13 protein-coding genes and 1 tRNA gene are annotated in these 18512 nt (G+C 66.1%); 11 read left to right on the top strand and 3 right to left on the bottom strand.

What is annotated here, in order from left to right:
- The first annotated feature begins 99 nt into the window (after positions 1 to 99).
- The 11 genes from murJ (at position 100) to radA (ending at position 14212) form a co-directional block, all read left to right on the top strand.
- On the top strand, positions 100 to 1680 hold the full coding sequence (gene murJ / locus ACW7G6_RS04950) for a murein biosynthesis integral membrane protein MurJ (protein ID WP_456997717.1): 1581 nt from the start codon (positions 100 to 102) through the stop codon (positions 1678 to 1680).
- Positions 1681 to 1716: 36 nt separating this feature from the next.
- The gene (locus ACW7G6_RS04945) at positions 1717 to 2682 is read left to right on the top strand and encodes a bifunctional riboflavin kinase/FAD synthetase (protein ID WP_456997659.1); all 966 of its coding nucleotides are present in this window, start codon (positions 1717 to 1719) and stop codon (positions 2680 to 2682) included.
- A gap of 62 nt (positions 2683 to 2744) precedes the next feature.
- Positions 2745 to 5558: an isoleucine--tRNA ligase gene (ileS, locus tag ACW7G6_RS04940; protein WP_456997716.1), complete on the top strand. Its 2814-nt coding sequence runs from the start codon at positions 2745 to 2747 to the stop codon at positions 5556 to 5558.
- Between the two features lie 6 nt (positions 5559 to 5564).
- Positions 5565 to 6077 (top strand): signal peptidase II, encoded by a 513-nt coding sequence (gene lspA, locus ACW7G6_RS04935; protein WP_456979738.1) that lies wholly within the window; start codon positions 5565 to 5567, stop codon positions 6075 to 6077.
- Between the two features lie 126 nt (positions 6078 to 6203).
- Positions 6204 to 7154, top strand: a complete 951-nt coding sequence (gene ispH / locus ACW7G6_RS04930) for a 4-hydroxy-3-methylbut-2-enyl diphosphate reductase (RefSeq protein WP_456979737.1) — start codon at positions 6204 to 6206, stop codon at positions 7152 to 7154.
- Between the two features lie 36 nt (positions 7155 to 7190).
- Positions 7191 to 7266 (top strand) — tRNA-Thr (locus tag ACW7G6_RS04925).
- A 292-nt stretch (positions 7267 to 7558) separates the two neighbouring features.
- Entirely contained in the window at positions 7559 to 8845 is a 1287-nt protein-coding gene (gene tviB, locus ACW7G6_RS04920; protein WP_456979720.1) for a Vi polysaccharide biosynthesis UDP-N-acetylglucosamine C-6 dehydrogenase TviB, read from the top strand.
- A gap of 64 nt (positions 8846 to 8909) precedes the next feature.
- A complete protein-coding gene (locus ACW7G6_RS04915) occupies positions 8910 to 9920 on the top strand; it encodes an NAD-dependent epimerase (protein ID WP_456997658.1) in 1011 nt (336 codons plus the stop codon).
- Positions 9913 to 10824, top strand: coding sequence for a sulfate adenylyltransferase subunit CysD (gene cysD, locus ACW7G6_RS04910; protein ID WP_456997657.1), 912 nt, complete (start codon positions 9913 to 9915; stop codon positions 10822 to 10824). The genes ACW7G6_RS04915 and cysD overlap by 8 nt, the downstream gene beginning before the upstream one ends.
- Positions 10824 to 12710, top strand: coding sequence for a sulfate adenylyltransferase subunit CysN (gene cysN / locus ACW7G6_RS04905; protein ID WP_456997656.1), 1887 nt, complete (start codon positions 10824 to 10826; stop codon positions 12708 to 12710). Before cysD ends, cysN begins: the two co-directional genes overlap by 1 nt.
- Before the next feature lie 77 nt (positions 12711 to 12787).
- The gene (gene radA / locus ACW7G6_RS04900; protein WP_456997655.1) at positions 12788 to 14212 is read left to right on the top strand and encodes a DNA repair protein RadA; all 1425 of its coding nucleotides are present in this window, start codon (positions 12788 to 12790) and stop codon (positions 14210 to 14212) included.
- Between the two features lie 36 nt (positions 14213 to 14248).
- Here the strand turns inward: radA and ACW7G6_RS04895 are convergent, their stop codons facing one another.
- The 3 genes from ACW7G6_RS04895 to ACW7G6_RS04885 are packed head-to-tail and all read right to left on the bottom strand — an operon-like array spanning position 14249 to position 18510.
- Positions 14249 to 15817: a DHA2 family efflux MFS transporter permease subunit gene (locus tag ACW7G6_RS04895; protein ID WP_456997654.1), complete on the bottom strand. Its 1569-nt coding sequence runs from the start codon at positions 15815 to 15817 to the stop codon at positions 14249 to 14251.
- Between the two features lie 24 nt (positions 15818 to 15841).
- Entirely contained in the window at positions 15842 to 17029 is a 1188-nt protein-coding gene (locus tag ACW7G6_RS04890; protein WP_456997715.1) for an efflux RND transporter periplasmic adaptor subunit, read from the bottom strand.
- Between the two features lie 8 nt (positions 17030 to 17037).
- Entirely contained in the window at positions 17038 to 18510 is a 1473-nt protein-coding gene (locus tag ACW7G6_RS04885) for an efflux transporter outer membrane subunit (RefSeq protein ID WP_456997653.1), read from the bottom strand.
- Positions 18511 to 18512: the final 2 nt, after the last annotated feature.

The following is an 18512-nucleotide window of genomic DNA, read 5'->3' as shown; positions in this document are numbered from 1 at the left end:
ATTGCTGCGGGTAAGAGAGAATATGGTACGGCGGAAAATCAGACCTGAAAGTATGGGGGATTCAGTGGCTTGCGTCAACAAAAGGAGCCGGCATTGAACATGCCTGCGCCCGGCCGCGGCAGCCGGCAAAGCGGCATGTTGCGCTCCACCGCCGTATTCAGTGCGATGACGTTCATCTCGCGCATTGCCGGCTACCTGCGCGACTGGCTCCAGGCCAGCCTGTTCGGTGCCGGGCCGGCGGTCAGCGCGTTCGTGGTGGCCTACCGGATCCCCAACTACCTGCGCCGGATCTTTGCCGAGGGCTCGTTTGCGTCCGCCTTCGTGCCGTTGCTGTCGGAGCTCAAGCAGCAAGGCGACGGTGAGGCGTTGCAGGACTTCCTTGATCACGTCGCCGGCGCGCTGCTGGCGGTGGTGGTGGTGGTCAGCGGCCTGGGCATCCTGGCCGCGCCGTGGGTGGCCAGGTTGTTCCTCGCCTTCGCCGATTCGAGCGAATCGGAGCTGATTCCACTGACCGCGCAGATGCTGCGGATCACCTTCCCGTACCTGGTGTTCATCTCGATGACGGCGCTGGCCGGCTCGGTACTCAACAGTTTCAAGCAATTCGGCTTGCCGGCGTTGACCCCGGTGCTGCACAACCTGGCGATGATCGGCGCGATGTTGTTTCTGGCTGGCTACCTGGACGTGCCGGAGAAGGCGCTGGCCTGGGGGGTGCTGATCGCCGGCATCCTGCAGATGCTGGTGTTGTGGCCGGCGATGGGGCGGTTGGGGCTGCGGCCACGGTTCAAGTTCAACCTGCGCCACGAAGGCGTGCGGCGGGTGATGAAACTGATGCTGCCGACGATTTTTTCCTCGTCGGTATCCCAGGTGAACCTGCTCGTCGGTACCGTGTTCGCGTCGCTGCTGGTGCCCGCCGCGCAGTCGTGGCTGTATTACTCCGACCGGCTGACCGAGCTGCCGCTGGGCTTGTTCGGGGTCGCGATCGGTACCGTGATCCTGCCGCAGCTGTCACGCCATCATGCCGACAAGGACACCGATGGCTATACGCGTTCGCTCGACTGGGGCCTGCGGATGGTGCTGCTGGTCGGCCTGCCTGCCGCCCTGGGCCTGGCTTTGCTGGCCGAGCCGCTGACCGCCTCGTTGTTCCGCTATGGCGCGTTCACCCCACAAGACACGCGGATGGTCAGCTACGCGCTGACCGCGATGAGCATCGGCATCCCCGCCTTCATGCTCAGCAAGGTCCTGTTGCCTGCGTTCTACTCCCGCCAGGACACCCGCACGCCGATGCGCGCCGCGATCATCACCGTGGTCGCCAACGTCGTGTTGACGATCGCGCTGGTGACCCCGCTGTGGTGGATGGGAGTGCCGTTCGCCCACGCCGGCATCGCCGCTGCGACCGCGATCGCCGGCATCCTCAACGCCGCCTTGCTGTGGCGTTATCTGCGCCGCGACGGCATCTACCAGGGACAGCCGGGCTGGGGGCGCTGGTTGCTGCGGATCGTCCTGGGACTGGTGGCGATGGCGGTGGTGGTGGTGCTGATGCGCGAGTGGATTGGCGATTGGACCGCGATGCGCGGGTTGTGGCGCTGGATCTGGCTGCTGGCCGTGATCGCCGCCGGCGCCGGTGCGTATGGCGTGGTGCTGTTGATCGCCGGGCTGCGCCCGAGGCACCTGCGGCAATAGGGAAGGTATCGCCGCGTGCCGGCTATACTTGCGCCGATGAGCAGGCTGTTTAGAGACGTCGACGGCGGGCCCCGATGCCCGCACGGCAGTGTGGTCTGCATCGGCGCCTTCGATGGCCTGCATTTGGGGCATCGGGCACTGGTGCGCCACGCGGTGGCACGGGCGCGCGCGCTGGGCGTGGCGTCGGTCGCGCTGAGCTTCGAGCCGCTGCCGCGCGAACTGTTCGCCCGGGGCGACCCGCCGCCGCGCTTGTTGTCACCGCGGGCCAAGGCCGAGGGGTTGTTCTGCCTCGGTGTGGACCAGGTCGGCCTGCTGCGCTTCAAGTCCAGGCTGGCGGCGATGAGCGCCGAGGACTTCGTGCGTGAAGTGCTGGTCAAGCTGCTGGCGGTGGACGAGGTCTGGGTTGGCCCGGGCTTCCATTTCGGCAAGGGTCGCGCCGGTGATCTCGCCCTGCTGCAACGGATGGGCGCCGAACTTGCCCGGACCGGGCAGGGGTTCGTTGCCGGCCAGATCGAGCCGGTCCTGCTGGATGGCGAACGGGTCTCCAGCACCCGCATCCGCGAAGCGTTGCAGGCCGGCGATTTCACCACCGCCACGCGCCTGCTCGGACGGCCTTATTCGATTGGTGGCCGGGTGGTGCGCGGTGCCCGGCTGGGACGCACGCTGGGCTACCCGACCGCCAACCTCCGTTTCGCCGGCAAGACCCCGGCGTTGTCGGGGATCTACGCGACCCGGGTGCACGGCATCGATGAGGCGCCGCTGCCGGCTGTGTCCAGCCTCGGTACCCGGCCGACGGTGGATGGCATCGAGCCGCTGCTGGAAACCCACCTGTTCGATTTCGACCGCGACCTGTACGGTCACCGGATCGAGGTCGAATTCGTCGCCAAGCTTCGCGACGAGGAAAAGTTCGATGACCTGCCGGCGCTGACCGCGCAAATGCACCGTGACGCCGAGCAGGCGCGCGCACTTCTAACGCAACAACAACCTCGAGCCACCGCGTGAGCGATAACAAAGCCCCCAATCCCTACAAATCCACTCTGAATCTGCCATCGACGCAGTTCCCGATGCGTGGCGACCTGCCCAGGCGCGAGCCGGTCACGCTCGCGCGCTGGGAGGACGAGGGCCTGTATGCCCGCATCCGCGAGAAGGTCGGCGGCCGCGAAAAAAGCTTTGTCCTGCACGACGGCCCGCCGTACGCCAATGGCGTGATCCACATCGGCCACGCGGTCAACAAGGTGCTCAAGGACATGGTGGTGAAGTCGAAGCTGCTGTCCGGCTTCGACGCGCCCTACGTGCCGGGCTGGGATTGCCACGGCCTGCCGATCGAGATCGCGATCGAGAAGAAGTACGGCAAGGTCGGGGTAAAGCTTGACGCCGCGCAGTTCCGCGAGAAATGTCGCGAGTACGCCGCCGAGCAGGTCGACCTGCAGCGCACCGATTTCAAGCGCCTGGGCGTGATTGGCGACTGGGACAACCCTTATCTGTCGATGGCTCCGCGTTACGAGGCGGACATGCTGCGCTCGCTGGCCAGGATCATCGATCGTGGTCATTTGCTGCGCGGCGCCAAGCCGGTGCATTGGTGTTTTGATTGCGGCTCGGCGCTGGCAGAGGCGGAGATCGAGTACGCCGACAAGGTGTCGCCCGCGGTGGATGTCGCGTACCCGGCCAAGTCAGACAAGAAGGTGGCTAGCGCGTTCGGCGTGGTCCCCGATCCGGGGATCCAGGTATCGGTGCCGATCTGGACCACAACCCCGTGGACCCTGCCGGCCAGCCTCGCTGTCAGCGTCGGTCCGCAGTTGGATTACGTGCTGGTCGAAGGCCCGGTACGCGCGGACGGAGGCCGTCGCTGGCTGGTGCTGGCCGAGGCGCTGGCGGCGTCGTCGCTGGCCCGGTACGGGGTGGATGAAGTCGTCATCCACGGCCACGCGAGCGGAGCCGACCTGGACGGCCTGGTCGTCCAGCACCCGTTCTACGCCGACCGTGATCTACCGATCCTGCTCGGCGACCACGTCTCCGACGAGGACGGCACCGGCAACGTACACACCGCCCCCGGGCATGGTCAGGAAGATTTCGCGGTCGCCCAGCAGTACGGTCTGGTCGACCAGTACACCGCCGCCCAGCTCAACCCGGTCGACGCACGCGGCGTGTACCTGCCGGGGACGCCGCCGATCGGCGATGCCGCGCTGGAAGGCCTGCACATCTGGAAGGCCAATGACGTGATCGTTGACGGCCTGCGCGTCAACGACACCCTGCTCGCGTTCGCCAAAATCGAGCACAGCTACCCGCATTGCTGGCGCCACAAAACCCCGGTGGTCTTCCGGGCCACGCCGCAATGGTTTATCTCGATGGGGCAGGCCGGATTGCGCGATGACGCGTTGGCGGCAATCGGGGACGTGCAGTGGTACCCCGAGTGGGGCCAGGCGCGCATCGCCGGCATGGTCGAAGGCCGGCCGGACTGGTGCATCAGCCGCCAGCGCACCTGGGGCGTGCCGATCGCGTTGTTCATCCATCGCATCACCGGCGAGCCGCACCCGCGCTCGGTCGAACTGATGAACCGAGTGGCTGAACTGGTCGAGACCGGCGGCATCGATGCGTGGCATGCGCTCGACCCGGCCAGCCTGCTGGACGGCGAGGCGGTGGACTATGAAAAGGTCACCGATATCCTGGATGTCTGGTTTGATTCGGGCGTGACCCACGAATGCGTGCTCGCCCAGCGCCCGCAAGATGGCCTGCGCAAGCCGGCCGACCTGTACCTGGAAGGCTCCGACCAGCATCGCGGCTGGTTCCAGTCGTCCCTGCTGACCGGGGTCGCGATGGATGGCGTTGCGCCGTTCAAACAGGTGCTGACGCACGGGTTCGCGGTCGATGCGACCGGGCGCAAGATGTCCAAATCGCTGGGCAACGTGATTGCCCCGCAGAAGGTCATCGATGCGATGGGCGCCGACGTGCTGCGGCTGTGGATCGCCTCGGCCGACTACAGCAACGAGATGTCGGTCTCCGACGAGATCCTAAAGCGCAGCGGCGACGGCTACCGACGCATCCGCAACACCGCGCGCTTCCTGCTCGGCAACCTGCATGGCTTTGATCCGGCCAAGCACCTGTTGCCGCTGGAGCAGATGGTCGAGCTGGACCGTTGGGCCGTGCATCGCGCGCACGAGCTGCAGGTCCGGATCATCGAAGCCTGTGAGGCGTACGACTTCCCCGCGATCGCGCAGATCCTCGCCAATTTCTGCAGCGTCGACCTGGGCTCGCTGTACCTGGATGTCACCAAGGACCGCCTGTACACGATGCAGGAGGACTCGCCCGGGCGCCGCTCGGCGCAAAGCGCGATGTACCGCATCGCCGAGGCGTTCGTGCGCTGGATCGCCCCGATCCTGAGCTTCACCGCCGAGGAGATGTGGGACCAACTGCCGCCGGTCACCGCCGACGGCCCGCGCGAAGGCAACGTGCTGTTCTCCACCTGGTACGACGGCCTGGCACCACTGCCCGACGACGCCCCGCTGACGGCCGAAGACTTCAAACGCCTGCTTGCCCTGCGCGAGCAGGTCAGCAAGATCCTCGAGCCAATGCGCGCCGCCGGCAAGATCGGCGCCGCACTGGACGCCGAGATCGGCCTGCGCTGCGGCGTCACGGACCAGAACTGGCTATCGCCGTTCATCGACGAACTGCGTTTCCTGTTCATCAGCGGCGACGTCAGCATGATCGCCGACGACCAGGCCAAGGAACTCGAAGTGCACGCGACGCCCAGCACCAAGCCCAAGTGTGGCCGCTGCTGGCACCACCGCGCCGACGTCGGTAGCCACGACTCGCACCCAACCTTGTGCAGCCGCTGCATCGACAACGTCGATGGCAACGGCGAACACCGGAAGTGGTTCTAAGACGCAATGCCAACTCCCAAACCCAACGCCCTCATCTGGCTGGCCCTTTCGGCCGTCGTGATCGTCCTGGACCAACTGACCAAGTACTGGGTCCTGACCTCACTGCCCGAATACACCGCCATCCCCGTCATCGACGGCATCTGGAACTGGTACCGCACCTACAACACCGGTGCGGCCTTCAGCTTCCTCAGTGATGCCGGCGGCTGGCAGAAGTATTTCTTCGTGGTGCTCGCCGTGGGCATCTGCGGCCTGCTTGGCTACTGGCTGGCCAGGACCCGACGCGGCGACTGGAAGACAGCACTGCCCTACGCACTGGTGATCGGTGGTGCAATCGGCAACGTCATCGACCGCCTCATCCACGGCCACGTCGTCGACTTCATCCAATGGCACTGGCAAGACTGGTACTGGCCCGCCTTCAACATCGCCGACGCCTCCATAGTCGGCGGCGCGATCGGCATCGCCCTGTTCGGCCTCTTGGGGGCACAGCCAGGCAAGGGTGCCGGTAGCCCAACCCGGTAGACGGCGCATCGCGCCGTTGGGTGATGGAGGGCGTGGGGACGCGCATTGTCAATGCGCCTTACGGGCGTTTTGCGGAGCCTTGGCGGCTTGCGCCCAAGGGTGGTGGTTACGGCGTAAAATGACGGCATGGATCTGATTCTTGCCAATCCCCGTGGTTTCTGCGCTGGCGTCGACCGGGCGATCGAGATCGTCAACCGCTCGCTGGAGTTGTACGGTGCGCCGATCTATGTGCGCCACGAGGTGGTGCACAACAAGTTCGTGGTCGATGACCTCAAGCAGCGCGGTGCGATCTTTGTCGAGGAGCTCGATGAGGTACCCGATGGGAGCACCGTCATTTTCAGTGCCCATGGCGTATCGCGCGCGGTCCGTGCCGAGGCCGAGCGTCGCGAGCTTAAAGTGTTCGACGCCACCTGCCCGTTGGTGACCAAGGTCCACCTGGAGGTCTCGCGCGAGTGCAAGGCGGGCCGCGACATGGTGTTGATCGGCCACGAAGGCCATCCCGAGGTCGAAGGCACGATGGGCCAATGGCGGCGGGAGGAGGGCAGCGGCCAGATTTATCTGGTCGAAGACCTTGCAGACGTTGCCGAACTGGTCGTAACCCAGCCCGAGCACGTCTCCTACACCACCCAGACGACGCTGTCGGTGGACGACACCCGCGCGATCATCAATGCGCTGCGGGCGCGCTTTCCGTCGATCCAGGGGCCGAAAAAGGACGACATCTGCTATGCCACCCAGAACCGCCAGGACGCGGTACGCGAACTCGCGGCGCGATGCGACCTGATGCTGGTGGTCGGCTCGGTCAACAGCTCCAACTCCAACCGGCTGCGCGAGCTGGCCGAGCGCGAGGGCGTCCAGTCCCACCTGATCGATGGCGCCGATGAGATCGACCCGGCCTGGCTGGTCGGTCGCCAGCAGATCGGCATCACCGCTGGCGCCTCCGCCCCGGAAATCCTGGTGCAGGGCGTCATCGACCGCCTGCGCGAGTTGGGTGCCGGCAACCTCAGCGCTTTGCGGGGCGAGCCGGAGAACATGGTATTCGCCCTGCCCAAGGAGCTGCGGCTCAAACCTGCCGATTGACCCTGCAACCCCGGCAACACTACAATCCAGCCCCTTGCCGGAATAGCTCAGTTGGTAGAGCGGCGCATTCGTAATGCGTAGGTCGTAGGTTCGATTCCTATTTCCGGCACCATGTTGTTGCCGCGGCTTTTTCGGCCGTCGGTGAACGATCCGAAGGCTGCGGCCTTGCCGGATCCCAAGACCCGCTGCGGCGGGTCTTTTCGTCGAGGGCGTGCTTGGCGCCCACTGGAAAATGTCCCTGCCATCATCGGCCTGACGCCGAGCCGACAGTCGAATCAAGATGCGTTGCTTTCTTGGCGGTGCCAGGTTGGCCGGGGTCGGGACGATCATGCCGTTTGTGAAGTAACGCATAATCGATCGTGGCGCAGCCTGCGTCACGGCATGCGGCCGAACGGGGACAGACCATGCAGCACCGCTTCGCGCTGGACACAGCGAACATCGCCATCGTCGGCCTGGGCTACGTCGGCCTGCCGCTTGCGGTGGAGTTCGGCAAGCAGTACGACACGGTTGGGTTCGACACCAACGGGGCGCGGGTGGATGCGTTGGCTGCTGGTCACGACAGCACGCTGGAGGTGGAGCCGGAGCTGCTGGCATCGGCCACGCGGCTGGGCTTTACGTCGCAACTTGACGGTATTGCGCGCTGCAGCGTCTACATCGTCACCGTGCCGACCCCGATCGACGCGGCCAAGCGACCGGACCTGACGCCGCTGATCAAGGCCAGCGAGGCGATCGGCAGCGTGCTGCGCGACGGCGATACCGTCATTTACGAGTCCACCGTCTTCCCCGGCTGCACCGAGGAAGTCTGCGTGCCGATCCTGGAACGGGTGTCGGGGCTGAAGTTCAACCAGGGCTTCTACTGCGGCTACTCCCCCGAGCGTATCAACCCCGGCGACAAGGCCCACCGCGTCACCAACATCCTCAAGGTGACCTCCGGTTCCACGCCCGAAGTCGCCAGCTTCGTCGACAGCCTGTATGCCAGCATCATCACCGCCGGCACCCACAAGGCCAGCAGCATCAAGGTCGCCGAGGCCGCCAAGGTCATCGAGAACACCCAGCGCGACCTCAACATCGCGCTGGTCAACGATCTCGCGATCCTGTTCAACAAGCTCGGCATCGACACGCTGGAGGTGCTGGAGGCGGCCGGCACCAAGTGGAACTTCCTGCCGTTCCGGCCCGGCCTGGTCGGCGGCCACTGCATCAGCGTCGACCCGTATTACCTGACCCACAAGGCGCAGGAGGTCGGCCACCATCCGCAGGTGATCCTGGCCGGTCGCCGCACCAATGACGGCATGGGCGGCTACGTGGCCGACCAGGTGATCAAGTTGATGGTGCGCAAGGGCATCAACCCGGTGCGCGCGCGGGTGCTGGTGCTGGGGTTGGCGTTCAAGGAGAACTGCCCGGACCTGCGCAACACCCGGGTGGTCGACATCGTGGCGGCGCTGCAGGACTACAGCGCGCAGGTCGACGTGTTCGATCCGTGGGTGGATGCCGCCCAGGCGCAGCACGAATACGGCCTGACGCCGGTCGCCACCCCAGAGCAGGGTGCCTATGACGCGGTGGTGCTGGCGGTCGCCCATGATGAGTTCCGCGCGCTCGGAGCCGACGGCATCCGCGCACTCGGGAAACCCGGTTCCGTCGTCTACGACGTCAAATACGTGTTGCCGCGCGAATCGGTCGACGGCCGTCTTTAAGGACCCGCACCGGTAACCGGGATGCCGGGGCGGTAAACAAACCAATGAAAAAGAGTGGATTACATTGAAAATTCTGGTCACCGGAACCGCCGGCTTCATCGGCTCGCACGTTGCGCTCAAATTGCTTGAACGCGGCGATGAGGTCATCGGCATCGACAACCTCAGCGACTACTACGACGTGACGCTGAAGCAGGCGCGGTTGGCGCGGTTTGCCGACCACCCGCGCTATACCCACATCCAGGCCGACCTGGCCGACCGCGAGGCGGTCGAGGCGGCGTTTGCGACCCACAAGCCGCAGCGGGTGGTCAACCTGGCGGCGCAGGCGGGCGTGCGTTATGCGGCGCAGAACCCGCACGTGTACGTCAGCAGCAACGTCACCGGGTTCTTGCACATCCTGGAAGGTTGCCGGCATCACGGCGTCGAGCATCTGGTGTTCGCCTCGACCAGTTCGGTCTACGGCGCCAACACCACGATGCCGTTCTCCGAAGACCAGTCCACCGAGCATCCGTTGACGCTGTATGCGGCGACCAAGAAGGCCAACGAGATGATGGCGCACAGTTATGCGCATCTTTATGGCATCCCGAGCACGGGGCTGCGGTTCTTCACCGTGTATGGCCCGTGGGGGCGGCCGGACATGGCGCTGTTCCTGTTCACCAAGGCGATCCTGGCCGGCGAGTCGATCAAGGTGTTCAACCACGGCCACCACAAGCGCAGCTTTACCTACGTCGATGACATCGTCGAGGGCATCGTCCGCGCACTCGACAATCCGCCCGTGGCGAATTCCGATTGGAATGCCGCCGCGCCGGACCCGGCGACCAGCAACGCGCCGTACCGGTTGTTCAACATCGGCAACGAGGACACCGTCGAGTTGCTGCGCTATATCGAAGTGCTGGAGCAGTGCCTGGGCCGCAAGGCGAAGATGGAATTGCTGCCGTTGCAGGCCGGTGATGTGCCCGACACCGAAGCCGATGTATCCGCGTTGGTCCAGGCCGTGGACTACCGGCCGCAGGTGTCGGTGGAGGAGGGCGTGGCCAATTTCGTGGAGTGGTATCGGGGCTATTACACCCATGCCTGATGCACCCGGCCTCTCCCATCTCGACCGGCTTGAGGCCGAAAGCATCCACATCCTTCGTGAACTGGCTTCGGAGTTCCAGAATCCGGTGATGATGTATTCGGTCGGCAAGGACAGCTCGGTGCTGTTGCATTTGCTGGTCAAGGCGTTCCATCCGGCCCGGCCGCCGATCCCGCTGCTGCATGTGGATACCGGCTGGAAGTTCCGCGAGATGATTGCTTTCCGCGACCGTCGTGTGAGGGAGGCAGGGATCGAGCTGCACGTGCATACGAACCCCGACGGGGTCGCCCAGGGCATTGGTCCGATCAGCCACGGCGCGACCGTGCATACCGACGTGATGAAGACCCAGGCGCTCAAGCAGGCGCTGGATAAATGGGGCTTTGACGCGGCCATTGGCGGTGCCCGCCGGGACGAGGAGAAATCGCGCGCCAAGGAGCGGATCTTCAGCTTCCGCAACCGGCAGCACTACTGGGACCCGAAGAACCAGCGCCCCGAGCTGTGGAACCTTTACAACACCCGGATCCACAAGGGCGAGTCGGTACGCGTGTTCCCGATTTCGAACTGGACCGAGCTGGATGTCTGGCTGTACATCTTCCGCGAGAACATCCCGGTGCCCTCGCTGTATTTCGCCCGGGAACGTCCGGTGGTGGAGCGCGATGGCGCGCTGATCATGGTCGATGACGACCGGCTGCCATTGCGGCCCGGTGAGACGCCGATGACGAAGAAAGTCCGGTTCCGGACCCTTGGCTGCTACCCGCTGACCGGCGCGATCGAGTCCGAGGCCACCACGCTGGAGGCGATCATCGCCGAGATGCTTGTGTCCACCACCTCCGAGCGCCAGGGACGGGTGATCGATCAGGACCCATCGGCCTCGATGGAGAAGAAGAAACAGGAGGGCTACTTCTGATGAGCCTGCCTGACCGCGACCAGGCCGCCATCGCCGCCTACCTGCAACAGCACGAAACCAAGAGCCTGCTGCGCCTCATCACCTGTGGCAGCGTCGATGATGGCAAGAGCACGCTGATCGGGCGACTGTTGCATGACACCCGGTGCCTGCTGGACGACCAGGTGGCCGCGCTGGCCGCCGATAGTCGCAAGTTTGGTACCCAGGGCGAAGGGGTCGACTTCGCGCTTCTGGTCGATGGCCTGGCCGCCGAGCGCGAGCAGGGCATCACCATCGATGTCGCGTACCGGTTTTTTTCCACCGACCAGCGCAAGTTCATCGTTGCCGACTGCCCCGGCCACGGGCAGTACACCCGCAACATGGCCACCGGTGCGTCCACCGCCGACGTGGCGATCATGGTGGTGGATGCGCGCAAGGGCCTGCTGACCCAGACCCGTCGACACAGTTATATCGTTTCGCTGCTGGGCATCCGCCACGTCGTGCTGGCGGTCAACAAGATGGATCTGGTGGATTACGACCAGAAGGTCTTCGATGAGATCGCCGCGAGCTATCGCGTGCTGGTCGGTCAATTGGGCATTCCCGATGTCACCTGCATCCCGCTGTCGGCGCTCAACGGAGACAACATGCTGGAGCGCTCGGCCGCGACCCCGTGGTATCAGGGCAGTCCGCTGTTGCCGCACCTGGAAACCGTCGACGTCAGCGACGTGACCCGGACCGGCGGCTTCCGCTTGCCCGTGCAATGGGTCTGCCGCCCGGACCAGAACTTCCGTGGATTTGCAGGCACCGTGGTTTCCGGCCCGGTGGTGGTGGGTGACGAAATCGCGGTGTTGCCCTCTGGCCAGCGTTCGCGGGTGGCCGCGATCGTCACCGCGGGCGGCGACCTGGATTTCGCCCGGCCCGGCCAGGCGGTGACCCTGACCCTGGCCGACGAGATCGACGTGAGCCGCGGCGATGTCATTGCGGCGGCCGGCAACCTGCCGGAGGTCGCCGACCAGTTCGCGGCGCACATGCTGTGGCTCGGCGAGACGTCATTGTTACCGGGTCGGCGTTATTGGTTGAAGATCGGCACCCGCACGGTTGGCGCCCAGGTCACCGGGATCAAGCACAAGGTCGACGTCAACACCCAGGAGGAGCTGGCTGCGAAGACGCTGGAGCTGAATGAAGTGGGCTACTGCAATCTTTACCTTGACCAGCCGATCGCCTTTGAAAGTTATGCCGACAGCCACGAGTTGGGTGGCTTCATCCTGATCGACCGCCAGAGCAATGCCACGGTCGCTGCGGGGACGCTCGCCTTTGCGCTGCGACGTGCTTCCAACATCCACTGGCAACACCTCGACGTCGACAAGTCGGCACGTTCGCGGATCAAGGATCAGCAATCGCGGTGCGTCTGGTTCACCGGACTGTCCGGATCCGGCAAGTCCACGATTGCCAACCTGGTGGAGAAGCGCTTGCTGGCGATGGGTCACCACACCTACCTCCTGGATGGGGACAACGTCCGCCACGGCCTCAACAAGGATCTGGGCTTTACCGATGGGGACCGGGTCGAGAACATCCGCCGGGTGGCGGAAGTGGCGAAGTTGATGGTCGATGCGGGCCTGATCGTGCTGGTCAGTTTCATCTCGCCGTTCCGTGCCGAACGACAGATGGCCCGCAGCATGTTCAACGAAGGCGAGTTCCTGGAGGTGTTCGTGGACACGGCGCTGGAGGTCGCGGAACAACGCGACGTCAAAGGCCTGTATGCCCAGGCGCGCGCGGGAAAGATCCCCAACTTCACCGGGATCAGCTCGCCCTACGAGCCGCCCGCGCGGCCGGATGTCCACTTGCATACCGCGCAGATGGCCCCCGAGGCACTCGCCGAGGGCCTGGTGGCGAAGATCGTCGAGGAATGAAGCGGCGGGCCCCCAATCTCATACCTTGCGACGCGCGCAGGCTAAAGTAATGGCCGGTCCATCCGGTCTTCGCGTCCATGTCCTCGTTCTCCAGTAAGTCATCTGCCAAGCAGGCTCCCAAGGCCAAGGTCGCCTACGTGTGTTCCGAGTGCGGGGCCGACCACAACAAGTGGCAGGGGCAATGTGCGGCGTGTGATGCGTGGAATTCGCTGAGCGAGTTCGTGATCGAGTCGGCGGCGTCGTTGAAGGGGGCGGCCTCCGCACCTTCGCGGCGCAGTGGCTGGGCGGGCAAGGTGGATCCGCCCAAGGTGACGGCGTTGAAGGATGTCAGTCACACCGGCGAGGCTCGGGTCTCCACCGGAATCGTCGAACTGGACCGGGTGCTGGGCGGCGGGATGGTGCAGGGGTCGGTGGTGCTGGTCGGCGGCGACCCGGGTATCGGCAAGTCGACCCTGCTGCTGCAGGCGGTTTCAAAAATGGCCGGGTCTTTGCCGGCTTTGTACGTCACCGGCGAGGAGTCGCTGGCCCAGGTGGCAGGCCGTGGCGCGCGCCTGGGCTTGTCGCTGGACGGGGTGTACGCGTTGGCCGAAACCGGGGTCGAGCGGATCCTCGAGCAGGCCGTGGAGACTCAGCCCAAGCTCATCGTCGCCGACTCGATCCAGACCTTGTGGACCGAGTCGTTGAACGCCGCGCCCGGCTCGGTCAGCCAGGTCCGCGAAAGTGCGGCGCGACTGGTGCGCTATGCCAAGGAGACCGGCACCGCGGTATTCCTGGTCGGCCACGTGACCAAGGAGGGCGGCATCGCCGGCCCGCGGGTGCTGGAGCACATGGTCGATGCGGTGCTGTACTTCGAGGGTGAGTCGGGCAGCCGGTTCCGGGTCTTGCGCGCGTTCAAGAACCGCTTCGGTGCGGTCAACGAGCTGGGCGTGTTCGCGATGGGCGACAAAGGCCTGCGCGAGGTGTCCAATCCTTCGGCGATCTTCCTGTCCGGCAGCAGCACGCCGCAACCCGGCAGTTGCGTGATGGTCACCCGCGAGGGCACGCGGCCGTTGCTGGTGGAGGTGCAGGCGCTGGTGGATGCGTCGCCGTTGTCGAACCCGCGGCGGGTCGCGGTCGGCATGGACCAGAACCGGATGGCGATGCTGCTGGCGGTGCTGCACCGGCACGGCGGAGTGGGTGTGGGTGACCAGGATGTGTTCGTCAATATCGTCGGCGGCATCCGCGTGCAGGAGACGGCGGCGGACTTGCCGGTATTGCTCGCGGTATTGTCCTCGTTGCGTGACAAGCCGCTGGCGGAGCAGACGATTGCCTTCGGCGAGGTCGGCCTGTCCGGCGAGATCCGCCCGGTGCCCAATGGTGAGGACCGGCTGAAAGAAGCCGCCACCCACGGTTTCAAGCGCGCGATCGTGCCCAAGGGCAACGCGCCCAGGAGCGGCAAGATCGGCGGCATGCAGGTGGTTGCGGTGGAGCGGCTGGCCGAGGCGGTGGACGCGGCCGGTTGAGCCGGTGCGTCGCGAAAGGCGAGGGTGCTTGGTGGCCTAGTGGCCGCCCGCTGCGGCGCCGGGTTTCGCACCGAAGGGCGGTTTGGCGAACCACACGAAGACGATCACCAGCAGGAACACAATGCCCAGCAGATGGAAGATCTCGTTGAAGCCGATCTGCGCGGCCTGTTGCGAGATCATGCCGTTGAGCACCGCCGCGCCCTGTTGCACGTTGCCATGTCCGATCGCCGCGACGGTCTGCTGCATCGTGGGGTCGTAGGCGCTGATGTGCTCGGTCATCTGCGCATGGTGGATGGTGCTGCGCTGGCTCCAGCCCCAGGTGGTCAGCGACGCGGCGAAGCTGCCGCCAAGGGTGCGCACAAAGGTCGCCAGGCCAGAGCCGGACGCGATTTCGTGCGGTGCCAGGTCCGACAGCAGTATCGTCAGCACCGGCATGAAGAACAGCGCGACGCCCAGCCCTTGCCACAACTGCACCATCGCCACCGACCGGAAGTCGACATCGAGGTTGAAACCGGCGCGCGCGAAACTGGTGAGTGCCATCACGATGAAGGCGAAGGTGGCCAACCAGCGCAAGTCCACCCGCATGGCATATTTGCCCACCAGCGGGGTCAGCAGTACCGGCAGGATGCCGAGGGGCGCGGTCGCGAAGCCGGCCCAGATCGCCGTATAGCCCAGGTTGCGTTGCAGCCACAGCGGCACCAGCAGGCCGATGCTGAAGAACGCGGCGTAGGCCAGCACCATCGCCAGGGTGCCGAAGGCGAAGTTGCGGTGGCGGAACAGCTTGAGGTCGACGATGGGGTCTTTGTCGGTCAGCTCCCAGATCAGGAACACCGTCAGCGCGACCACCGCGACGATGGACAGCGCCACGATCCTGGTGGAGTGGAACCAGTCCGCATCGTTGCCCAGGTCCAGCACCAACTGCAGCGCGCCGACGCCGAATATCAACGTGGCCAGGCCAACGTAGTCCATCTTCGGCTTCTCCAGCCGTTCCGGCCGGCCTTTCAGCTGGCGACCGACGACGAAGCTGCAGAACAGGCCGATCGGCACGTTGATCAGGAAGATCCACTCCCAGCTGTAGTTGTCGGTAATCCAGCCGCCCAGGATCGGCCCGGCGATCGGTGCCACTACCGTCACCATCGCCAGCAGCGCGATGGCCTGGCCGCGCTTGTGCGGCGGGTAGACCGAGATCATCAGCGCCTGGGTGATCGGATACATCGGCCCGGCGACGAAGCCCTGCAACGCACGCGCGCCGACCAGTGTGCCCATGCTGCCGGCCAGTCCGCACAGCAGCGAGGCGATCGAGAATGCCGCGGTCGCCCACATGAACAACCGGCGCTCGCCGAAGCGCCGGGTCAGGAAACCGGTCAGCGGCAGCGCGATGGCGTTGCTGACCGCGAACGAGGTGATCACCCAGGTCGCCTGGCTGCCGCTGCCGCCGAGGCTGCCGGTGATCGCCGGCAACGAGACGTTGGCGATGGTCAGGTCCAGCACCTGCATGAACGACGCCAGCGACAGGCCGATCGTGGTCAGGACCAGGCTGGGCGGGTGGAACCCGGTGCGCGGCGCGGGTGCGGCACCGGAGGGCGCGGTGGCGGTGTTGGCCATGGTCTGGGTGGGCCCGTGCGGTGGTCAGTCGCGCTGGCCGTTACCAGCCAGGTTCTCGCGCACGATGGTGTCGATCAGTGCATCGGCGTCGGCCAGCTGACTGGCGTAAGCCTTGGTGGTCAGCACCGCCGTGGCCGGTGGCGCACCGGCCAGTACCGCGCCGCTTCGATCGTGGATGTCCACGTCCACGCTCATGCTCAGGCCCAGCCGCAATGGATGTTCGGCCAGCTGCGTGGGGTCCAGGTCGATCCGCACCGGTACCCGCTGCACGATCTTGATCCAGTTGCCGCTGGCGTTCTGCGCGGGCAGCAGAGCGAACGCGCCGCCGGTGCCCATGCCCAGGCTGCCGACAGTGCCGTTGTAGTTCACGTCGCCGCCATACAGGTCGGCATGCACCTCCACCGGCTGGCCGATGCGCATGTGCGCCAGCTGGGTTTCCTTGAAGTTGGCTTCCACCCACATCTGCGCCATCGGCACGATCGTCAGCAACGATGCGCCCGGTTGCACGCGCTGGCCCAGTTGCACATGGCGCTGGGCGACGTATCCGCTCACCGGCGCCAGGATCTGCGCGCGCTGGACGTTGAGGTAGGCCTGTCGCAGCTGCGCCGCCGCTGCCTGTACCTGCGGCTGGCTGATGACCGTGGTGGCGTCGACCAGGGCGCGATTGCGCGACAGCTCGCCATGCGAGACGGTGACCGCGGCTTCGGCAGCGGCCAACTGGTCGCGGGCGTGGGCCAGCTCTTCGGCCGATACCGCGCCGCTGGCGACCAGTCCCTCGCGGCGGGCGACATCGGCGCGCGCACGCTTCACGGCGACCTGTTGCGCGGCAACATCGGCCTGACCCGCTTCGACCGCGCTGTACAGTCCGCGCACCTGGCGCACGGCGCTGGACAGGTTGGCGACGGCCTGCTGGTAGGCGACCTGCGCATCGTTGGGGTCCAGCTGCACCAGCACCTGGCCCGCGGCTACCTTCATGCCGTCGTCCACGCCGATGCTGACCACCGTGCCAGCGGTCTGCGGGGTGACGGTCACCACGTTGCCCTGCACGTAGGCGTCGTCGGTGCCCTCATGCCAGCGCGCGACCAGCAGGTACCAGGCCAGCCAGGCGATGCCGACGACAATCACCACGGCCAGCACGACCAGCAGCGCGGTGCGGCGCTTGTTGGACTTGGCCGGTTCGGGCGCGGCGGGTTCGCCGCGGTTGGGGTTCATTTCGGTGGTCATGGCGTCGAGGCTTTGGTGGGTTCGATGATTGGCGCGAGGCCGCCGCCCAGGGCGCGGTTGAGGTCGACCATCGTCCCCAGTTGTTGGGCACGCAGGGTCGCCAGCAACTGATCGAGCTGCAGCAGGGGCTGCCCGGCCGCGAGCACATCGAGTTGGGTGCCGATGCCGGCGCCATAGCGCGTGCGGGCGATCCGCGAAGCGCCCAGGGCAGCCTTGTGCGCCTGGGTCGCGGTCGCTATCCGGGCGTCCAGTGAGCGCGCAGCCTGGACCGCGTCGGTAACCTCGCGCAGCGCATCCACCAGACGCTGGTTGTACTGCGCCACGGCCAGATCATGGCTGGCGTTGCTGCCGGCGAGCTGGCTGCGAAGGCGCCCGCCATCGAAGATTGGCAGGCTGATCGCCGGCCCGCCCTGCAACAACAGTGCATCGCTGCTGAAAAGGTCCGCGAGGCTACCGCCAACCAGTCCGACCAGCCCGCTCAGGTTGATGCTGGGGTAGAACGCCGCCTTGCTGGCGTCGATATCGCGGGCGGCGGCCTCCACCTGCCAGCGCGCCGCGACCAAGTCGGCGCGGTGGCCGAGCAGTTCGCTGGGCAGCACGGTCGGCAGTGGTGGTGGGGTGGCATCCAGCACCATCGGCCGGGAAATGGTCCGGCCGCGGTCAGGGCCCTTGCCCAGCAACGCGGCGATTGCGCTGCGGCCGGCATCGATGTGTTGCTGCGCGGCCTGGGCCTGTTGGCGCGCGCTGGCGATCGCACCTTCGGCCTGGCGCAGTTGCAGCTGGTTGTCGATGCCGGCCTCGACGCGTTGCTGGCTCAATTGCAACAGCTCGGCGGCACGCGTCTGCTCGGCCTCGGCTGCGTCGCGTATCTGGAACGCCTGCGCCAGGGTGATATAGGCGTGGGCGATGTTGGATGACAGCGTCAGCCGCGCGGCCTGGGCTTCGACCCGGGCCGCGTTGGCCCGGCCCAGTGCCGCCTGCCAGGTGGCGCGCTTGCCGCCCCACAGCTCCGGGCTGTAGGCCAGGTTCATGGTCAGCACGCCGACCGTGCTGAAGTCGCCGCCCAACGATTCGGGCGCAACGGCCTGGGGAAGCTGGAGCCCGGAAATCTGCGCCGAGGTACCCACCGTCGCCTGGCGCGCGGCGTCGGCGAGTCCGGCCCGGGCCATGGCCTGGCGCACCCGGGCGTCGGCGGCATCCAGCCCCGGCGTGCCCTCTAACGCTTCGGCTATCAGCGCATTCAACTGCGGGTCGCCCAGGGCGGTCCACCAGTCAACGGACGGAAACGCCGCCGCCGACAGCCGCGCCGGATCAACCGCGCCCGCCGCCCCGAGTTCGGCATCTCCCAGCAACGTGCCGTGGGTCGCCAGGCCGTGGGTGCTGGCGCAGCCGGCCAGCAGCGCGCTGACCAGGATGGTCAACAACACGGGCTTGAGCCCGCGCAGCGGGCGTGTTTCAGAACGACTCATGG

The sequence above is a fragment of the Lysobacter sp. A421 genome (assembly GCF_054052145.1).
Note: the sequence above shows the minus strand (reverse complement) of the source record. Positions and strands in the feature narration are given on the sequence as shown.

What these genes read in the sequence shown, in the direction of transcription:
- ispH (WP_456979737.1), top strand. Translation starts at nt 6,204, where the DNA reads ATGGATCTGATTCTTGCCAATCCCCGTGGTTTCTGCGCTGGCGTCGAC.
- murJ (WP_456997717.1), top strand. Translation starts at nt 100, where the DNA reads ATGCCTGCGCCCGGCCGCGGCAGCCGGCAAAGCGGCATGTTGCGCTCC.
- ACW7G6_RS04945 (WP_456997659.1), top strand. Translation starts at nt 1,717, where the DNA reads ATGAGCAGGCTGTTTAGAGACGTCGACGGCGGGCCCCGATGCCCGCAC.
- ileS (WP_456997716.1), top strand. Translation starts at nt 2,745, where the DNA reads ATGCGTGGCGACCTGCCCAGGCGCGAGCCGGTCACGCTCGCGCGCTGG.
- cysD (WP_456997657.1), top strand. Translation starts at nt 9,913, where the DNA reads ATGCCTGATGCACCCGGCCTCTCCCATCTCGACCGGCTTGAGGCCGAA.
- ACW7G6_RS04890 (WP_456997715.1), bottom strand. Translation starts at nt 17,029, where the DNA reads ATGAACCCCAACCGCGGCGAACCCGCCGCGCCCGAACCGGCCAAGTCC.
- radA (WP_456997655.1), top strand. Translation starts at nt 12,788, where the DNA reads ATGTCCTCGTTCTCCAGTAAGTCATCTGCCAAGCAGGCTCCCAAGGCC.
- tviB (WP_456979720.1), top strand. Translation starts at nt 7,559, where the DNA reads ATGCAGCACCGCTTCGCGCTGGACACAGCGAACATCGCCATCGTCGGC.
- cysN (WP_456997656.1), top strand. Translation starts at nt 10,824, where the DNA reads ATGAGCCTGCCTGACCGCGACCAGGCCGCCATCGCCGCCTACCTGCAA.
- ACW7G6_RS04895 (WP_456997654.1), bottom strand. Translation starts at nt 15,817, where the DNA reads ATGGCCAACACCGCCACCGCGCCCTCCGGTGCCGCACCCGCGCCGCGC.
- ACW7G6_RS04885 (WP_456997653.1), bottom strand. Translation starts at nt 18,510, where the DNA reads ATGAGTCGTTCTGAAACACGCCCGCTGCGCGGGCTCAAGCCCGTGTTG.
- lspA (WP_456979738.1), top strand. Translation starts at nt 5,565, where the DNA reads ATGCCAACTCCCAAACCCAACGCCCTCATCTGGCTGGCCCTTTCGGCC.